We start from the raw sequence: 4,564 nt of genomic DNA, 5'->3' as shown, positions 1-4,564 counted from the left end.
GGGAGAGCGATATCGATAATTTTCCCTGCGAGGATTTGCGAACCATTGACCAATTATGGGTTAAATATAGTGGCGGTCGCTTTGGTTTTTCTGTGCAGGCGAAAATCTACCGCGACCTCGGCGGGACGCGGGAGTATAATCAAAGAGTTTGGAAGGCTTTCGGAGATAGAGTAGGCTGGCGAGTGAATAATAGCTGGATATACCACTTTGATGTTACTTTTGACCTAAAAGCACCCCTAGGACACCTCCCTGTAGGATTGGGCGGGCGGCGGTCGGGGCGGGGGATAGGTCTGTTGTGGTTGTCTCGGGGGGGTTTTCGTGCAGTCTCTTCCCTCGCGTCGAGACTTGTAAAGTGTAACATATAAAGGTTACAGCCAATTTTTAAGAATCACATATAACATGAAAGTGAGAGATGTAATTAGATTACTAGAACAAGATGGATGGTATTTATCGAGAACAAGGGGAAGCCACCGACAATTCAAACATTCTCTGAAATCAGGTTTAGTTACTGTTCCGGGTAAGCCATCCGATGATTTAGCGATTAAGACTTTACGGAGTATTTTCAAACAAGCTCAATTGAATAAAGACCTAGAAGAAGGAGACAATAACTAATGCGTTACGCGATTATTATCGAAAAAGCTGAAAATAACTATTCTGCTTATGTTCCTGACTTACCCGGTTGTGTTACTACCGGTAAAACCCTAGAGGAAATCGCAGAAAATATGAAAGAAGCAATTCAATTTCATCTGGATGGTTTACAAGAGGAATATCGAAGCGTAACCGATCACCTGCATCCTGTCCGCGACTTTTATCTGTTAACATGGAACTGTCAACATATTACTAATGCTCAAATTCAGCCTCGTAGGTTGGGTGAAACGAAACAATACTGGCTCGAAAATGGCTCAGTTATGAGAAATTTGCGCGGTGAATAGATAGCTTTATGAGAAAATGGAAAGGTAATGCAATCCTCCAAGCCAGATGACTATAGCAGAGCTATTCCCTACTTTGAGAAATCTGCCTCGTGCAGACAAGTTGAAGGTGATGCAATTTCTGATCGCAGAACTAAGTAAGGACGAGGAGCCAAGCCTACAGCCAGGAGCAACATATTTACTCTCGTCGCCGCTTAATTCACACGCAGCGGCGCAGCAACTTGCTCAACTGCTAGATTCGGAACAAGCAACGCACAATGCGTAATACCCAACGATTTAACTTTACCGAAGGATTCGATGGGTTTGGTGTCCCCGATGCCTTGCCTCAACTACCTGTATCTCTCACATACCAAGATAGATCGGTAGAGTTTTCAGCACTGTTAGACACGGGTGCAAGTGTTAATGTCTTGCCGTACAGCGCTGGAGTTCAACTTGGTGCGATTTGGGAAGAGCAGACAACCTCTGTCATCTTAGCTGGTAATTTGGCTTCGATCGAGGCGCGAGGTTTACTGGTTTCGGCACAGATTGGTAATTTCAACCCAGTTCGGCTAGTTTTTGCCTGGAGCTTGTCTGATGATATACCTTTACTACTGGGTCGGATGAATTTTTTTCTAGAATTTGATGTCTGTTTCTATCGTTCACAACTTGTTTTTGAAATCTGCCCTAAATCCTAAAATGCCCTGCGATCGCTGAGAGGAAGGATATCGAAGCGTAACCGATCACCTGCATCCTGTCCGCGACTTTTATCTGTTAACATGGAACTGTCAACATATTACTAATGCTCAAATTCAGAAAAAACTTCTCAATATATGCGCGGATTTCGGCGACAAATTACTGCTAATCTGTACCCCTTACGAGTTAAGGGGATAATGAGCTATGTGGGAAGATGAAATACTCGAAGAAATTCATAAGATTAGAGAAGAACACGCCAAGTCTTTCAACTACGATATAAAGGCGATTTGCGCCGATTGGAGGGAGAGACAAGCGAAAAGTGGTAGAAAATTAGTTCGGTTAAATACCGCCCAAAACATGATAAAAAATAGCGAAAATGATCCTATTGAGAGAAACAAATGCTAGAAATTAACAAAAGCTATGTATTAGACAAAGATCAAAATCCCATTGCCGTTCAGATTCCCATTGCTGAATTTGACAAAATCGAAGAAATCCTAGAGGATTACGGACTGGAAAAACTCATCGAAGAAGTTGAAAATGATCAAATCCTAGACAAAGAAAAAGCTTTACAATATTTAGAATTGCTTAAAAATAAAAATGTGGAAGGTTGAATACAACAAGAGATTTTTAAAAGAATTAAGTAAGTAGTTATAATTAAATTGAAGATAGATTTTGGGTTCGATCCCCCCTGCTCCCCTTGATAAGGGGGGTGTCTGACAACTTTTAACACCTACCTAATTAACCTCTTTGCCAAAAGACATACAATCTCGCGTTGAGTTGATCGTATTTTACCAGTTAGAAACCGACAATCCTTTTGAATTAGGCTATCTTGATAAAATGAAAGGACATAAAGATAAGTATAAAATTAGAGTTGGAGATTATAGGATTGGACTGACTATTGATAAACCCAATCAAACCATCATCTGTCAACGGGTTGCACATCGTAGAGAAATTTACAAAACTTTTCCTTGATAGAAAGATACCGCTATCTTTATCTGTCAATTGCTTTCTAATCATTTTAATCGATGAACAGGGAAATTGGAACTTTGAATTATGAAAAAATCACCTTCGGAAATGACTAACGCAGAACTCCGTCAGTATCTTTCGGAACATCGAAATGAAGAAGCTATTTTTAGTGAAGCACTAGAAGTATTATTAAGCCGAAAAAAAGACAGTTTTAAATATCCCGCACCTCAAACGATGTCCTATAAAGAAATAGAAACGATTTTCAAGGAAAAATTAAATCAAATAATTGAGGAATAGAAATCGTGCGTTATGCGATTATTATCGAAAAAATTGATAGGGTTTCGATTCCTGTTACAGGTTGGCGATATAATATTGGTTGGATAAATGAAAGAAGTTCGATTTAGTGAGCATTCTAGAATCAAATTGAATTTGCTATCCGCTCGTGGAATTTTTATCACTCCTGAATTTATCCTCGAAACCGTACAATTTCCTGACAAAATAGAAATCTCTGAAGACAACAAGCGAATCGCACAAAAAAAGTTCAATGATAATTTAGTGATTCGAGTAGTTTATCGAGAATTCAGTGCTTTTTTCTTAATCATCACCCTTTACCCCGGTAGGATATCCCGATATGAAAAAGATACACTATAGCCCAGATGTGGATGCTTTATTAATTGAGTTAAACAATAATCCAATTGCTTACGCAGAGGAGGAAGGGAAAACAATATTACATTATTCCGAGGACGATCAGTTAGTTTTAATCGAGATTCTAGATTTTGGTTGTTCTCTATCGGAAGATGCTAGACAAGAACTTGCAAAATCCATATCTTCTCGTGCATCGATTCAAATATAGTTATCGATTAATGTCCATCTCACAACAATTTTAATTATGAAAGGTATTCAGTATATTGTCGATGAAACAGGAGAAAAAACAGCAGTTGTTAATGAGTTTTATCAAAATTTACTCGATCGCTCTCCCGTAAACGAAGACTGGTTAAATCGATCGCCTTTTCGAGAAAAATTAGATCAAGCTCTCCCATGGAATGCTAATCATCCACCGCAGTTATCATATCTAGAATCCCTAGAGAGCAAACTCGAAAATAATGAGTGCTGAAGAAAAGGCTAGAAAACTAAGTAGATTGAGCGATGCAAATTCCATCTAAAGCAATTATTTCAGAGGATAAACTTACTCGTTATCTTCTCGTATTCAGAGACAAAGATGACAAATCAAAATTTTTAGCACAAGCAGGATTTATTCTCGATAATGCGGCCAGTTTGCAAAAAGCGATTATTCAGCTAATTACCGTAGAAGATGCGATCAAAGATGGTAAAAATGAATACGGTATCTTTTATCGAGTTGAAGGAATGCTAGAAGGAGTTAACGGAATCAATTTAGCAGTGGTTACAATATGGATACTGCGATACATTGACGACTGTTTTCAGTTTGTTACTCTCAAGCCCCGAAAGGATAGATAATTATGGATGTTAGATTATACGATCATGTGGTTCTTTGTCTTGATGTTCCCGAAGACAATCTAAAATCGGGAGATGTGGCAGTATTAGTGGATTTAATCCCCCATCCTAGCAATGGCGAAATGGGAGCAATTTTAGAAGTTTTTAACGCTCTCGGTGAGTCAATTTCAGTAGTTACTGTGCCAATTTCGGCGATTAAACCCCTACAAGCAAATGAAATATTTACCGTCCGCTCTTTAGTGAAAGTTGAATAAGTTAAAATCAAAGAGAATATCCCTATCGCTACAATCTCAACTATCGATGAATCTCCTGAAAGATAGTAAAAAAATTCGTTTTATTGACCTTTTTTGTGGTTTGGGAGGGTTTCGAGTCGCGATTGCACAAGTTTGTCGCCAACAAAACTTAGCATCTGATTGTGTTTTTTCCTGTGATATAGATAGGGCTTGCTGAATAATGGTAAAACCCTTTTAAAATAAAGCTTTTGACCTGTTAAAGTCCGATGTTAGTGCAAGAAAATAGGATTG

At 38.7% G+C, this 4,564-nt stretch carries 10 protein-coding genes and 3 pseudogenes; all 13 read left to right on the top strand.

Going from position 1 to position 4,564, the window contains the following annotated elements; genetic code table 11:
- Positions 1 to 365 (top strand): annotated as a pseudogene (locus BGL89_RS07335) (GUN4 domain-containing protein); the annotation flags it as partial.
- Positions 366 to 399: 34 nt separating this feature from the next.
- The gene (locus BGL89_RS07330) at positions 400 to 612 is read left to right on the top strand and encodes a type II toxin-antitoxin system HicA family toxin (protein WP_286825130.1); all 213 of its coding nucleotides are present in this window, start codon (positions 400 to 402) and stop codon (positions 610 to 612) included.
- Positions 612 to 767: pseudogene (locus BGL89_RS07325) on the top strand (type II toxin-antitoxin system HicB family antitoxin); the annotation flags it as partial. The gene BGL89_RS07330 and the pseudogene BGL89_RS07325, both read left to right, overlap by 1 nt.
- 419 nt (positions 768 to 1,186) lie before the next feature.
- Positions 1,187 to 1,603: a retropepsin-like aspartic protease gene (locus BGL89_RS07320; RefSeq protein WP_286825129.1), complete on the top strand. Its 417-nt coding sequence runs from the start codon at positions 1,187 to 1,189 to the stop codon at positions 1,601 to 1,603.
- A 202-nt stretch (positions 1,604 to 1,805) separates the two neighbouring features.
- Entirely contained in the window at positions 1,806 to 2,006 is a 201-nt protein-coding gene (locus BGL89_RS07315; protein ID WP_286825128.1) for a hypothetical protein, read from the top strand.
- The gene (locus tag BGL89_RS07310; protein WP_286825127.1) at positions 2,000 to 2,212 is read left to right on the top strand and encodes a RelB antitoxin-like protein; all 213 of its coding nucleotides are present in this window, start codon (positions 2,000 to 2,002) and stop codon (positions 2,210 to 2,212) included. Before BGL89_RS07315 ends, BGL89_RS07310 begins: the two co-directional genes overlap by 7 nt.
- Before the next feature lie 136 nt (positions 2,213 to 2,348).
- Complete coding sequence (locus BGL89_RS07305; RefSeq protein ID WP_286825126.1) at positions 2,349 to 2,573, top strand: type II toxin-antitoxin system RelE family toxin; 225 nt, start codon at positions 2,349 to 2,351, stop codon at positions 2,571 to 2,573.
- Positions 2,574 to 2,654: 81 nt separating this feature from the next.
- On the top strand, positions 2,655 to 2,864 hold the full coding sequence (locus tag BGL89_RS07300) for a DUF6887 family protein (protein ID WP_149989501.1): 210 nt from the start codon (positions 2,655 to 2,657) through the stop codon (positions 2,862 to 2,864).
- A gap of 334 nt (positions 2,865 to 3,198) precedes the next feature.
- On the top strand, positions 3,199 to 3,420 hold the full coding sequence (locus BGL89_RS07295; protein ID WP_158201596.1) for a DUF2283 domain-containing protein: 222 nt from the start codon (positions 3,199 to 3,201) through the stop codon (positions 3,418 to 3,420).
- Positions 3,421 to 3,456: 36 nt separating this feature from the next.
- A complete protein-coding gene (locus BGL89_RS07290) occupies positions 3,457 to 3,681 on the top strand; it encodes a hypothetical protein (protein ID WP_286825124.1) in 225 nt (74 codons plus the stop codon).
- Positions 3,682 to 3,713: 32 nt separating this feature from the next.
- A complete protein-coding gene (locus BGL89_RS07285) occupies positions 3,714 to 4,043 on the top strand; it encodes a DUF6883 domain-containing protein (protein WP_286825123.1) in 330 nt (109 codons plus the stop codon).
- Positions 4,044 to 4,045: 2 nt separating this feature from the next.
- Positions 4,046 to 4,294, top strand: coding sequence for a DUF4926 domain-containing protein (locus tag BGL89_RS07280; protein ID WP_002789664.1), 249 nt, complete (start codon positions 4,046 to 4,048; stop codon positions 4,292 to 4,294).
- A gap of 46 nt (positions 4,295 to 4,340) precedes the next feature.
- Positions 4,341 to 4,481, top strand: a pseudogene (locus BGL89_RS07275) (DNA (cytosine-5-)-methyltransferase); the annotation flags it as partial.
- Between the last annotated feature and the right edge of the window lie 83 nt (positions 4,482 to 4,564).

Source organism: Microcystis sp. LSC13-02, assembly GCA_002282935.1.
Taxonomy (GTDB): domain Bacteria; phylum Cyanobacteriota; class Cyanobacteriia; order Cyanobacteriales; family Microcystaceae; genus Microcystis.
Note: the sequence above shows the minus strand (reverse complement) of the source record. Positions and strands in the feature narration are given on the sequence as shown.

Coding starts and splice junctions, on each gene's coding strand:
- BGL89_RS07330 (WP_286825130.1), top strand. CDS start 400: ATGAAAGTGAGAGATGTAATTAGATTACTAGAACAAGATGGATGGTAT.
- BGL89_RS07320 (WP_286825129.1), top strand. CDS start 1,187: ATGCGTAATACCCAACGATTTAACTTTACCGAAGGATTCGATGGGTTT.
- BGL89_RS07315 (WP_286825128.1), top strand. CDS start 1,806: ATGTGGGAAGATGAAATACTCGAAGAAATTCATAAGATTAGAGAAGAA.
- BGL89_RS07310 (WP_286825127.1), top strand. CDS start 2,000: ATGCTAGAAATTAACAAAAGCTATGTATTAGACAAAGATCAAAATCCC.
- BGL89_RS07300 (WP_149989501.1), top strand. CDS start 2,655: ATGAAAAAATCACCTTCGGAAATGACTAACGCAGAACTCCGTCAGTAT.
- BGL89_RS07295 (WP_158201596.1), top strand. CDS start 3,199: ATGAAAAAGATACACTATAGCCCAGATGTGGATGCTTTATTAATTGAG.
- BGL89_RS07290 (WP_286825124.1), top strand. CDS start 3,457: ATGAAAGGTATTCAGTATATTGTCGATGAAACAGGAGAAAAAACAGCA.
- BGL89_RS07285 (WP_286825123.1), top strand. CDS start 3,714: ATGCAAATTCCATCTAAAGCAATTATTTCAGAGGATAAACTTACTCGT.
- BGL89_RS07280 (WP_002789664.1), top strand. CDS start 4,046: ATGGATGTTAGATTATACGATCATGTGGTTCTTTGTCTTGATGTTCCC.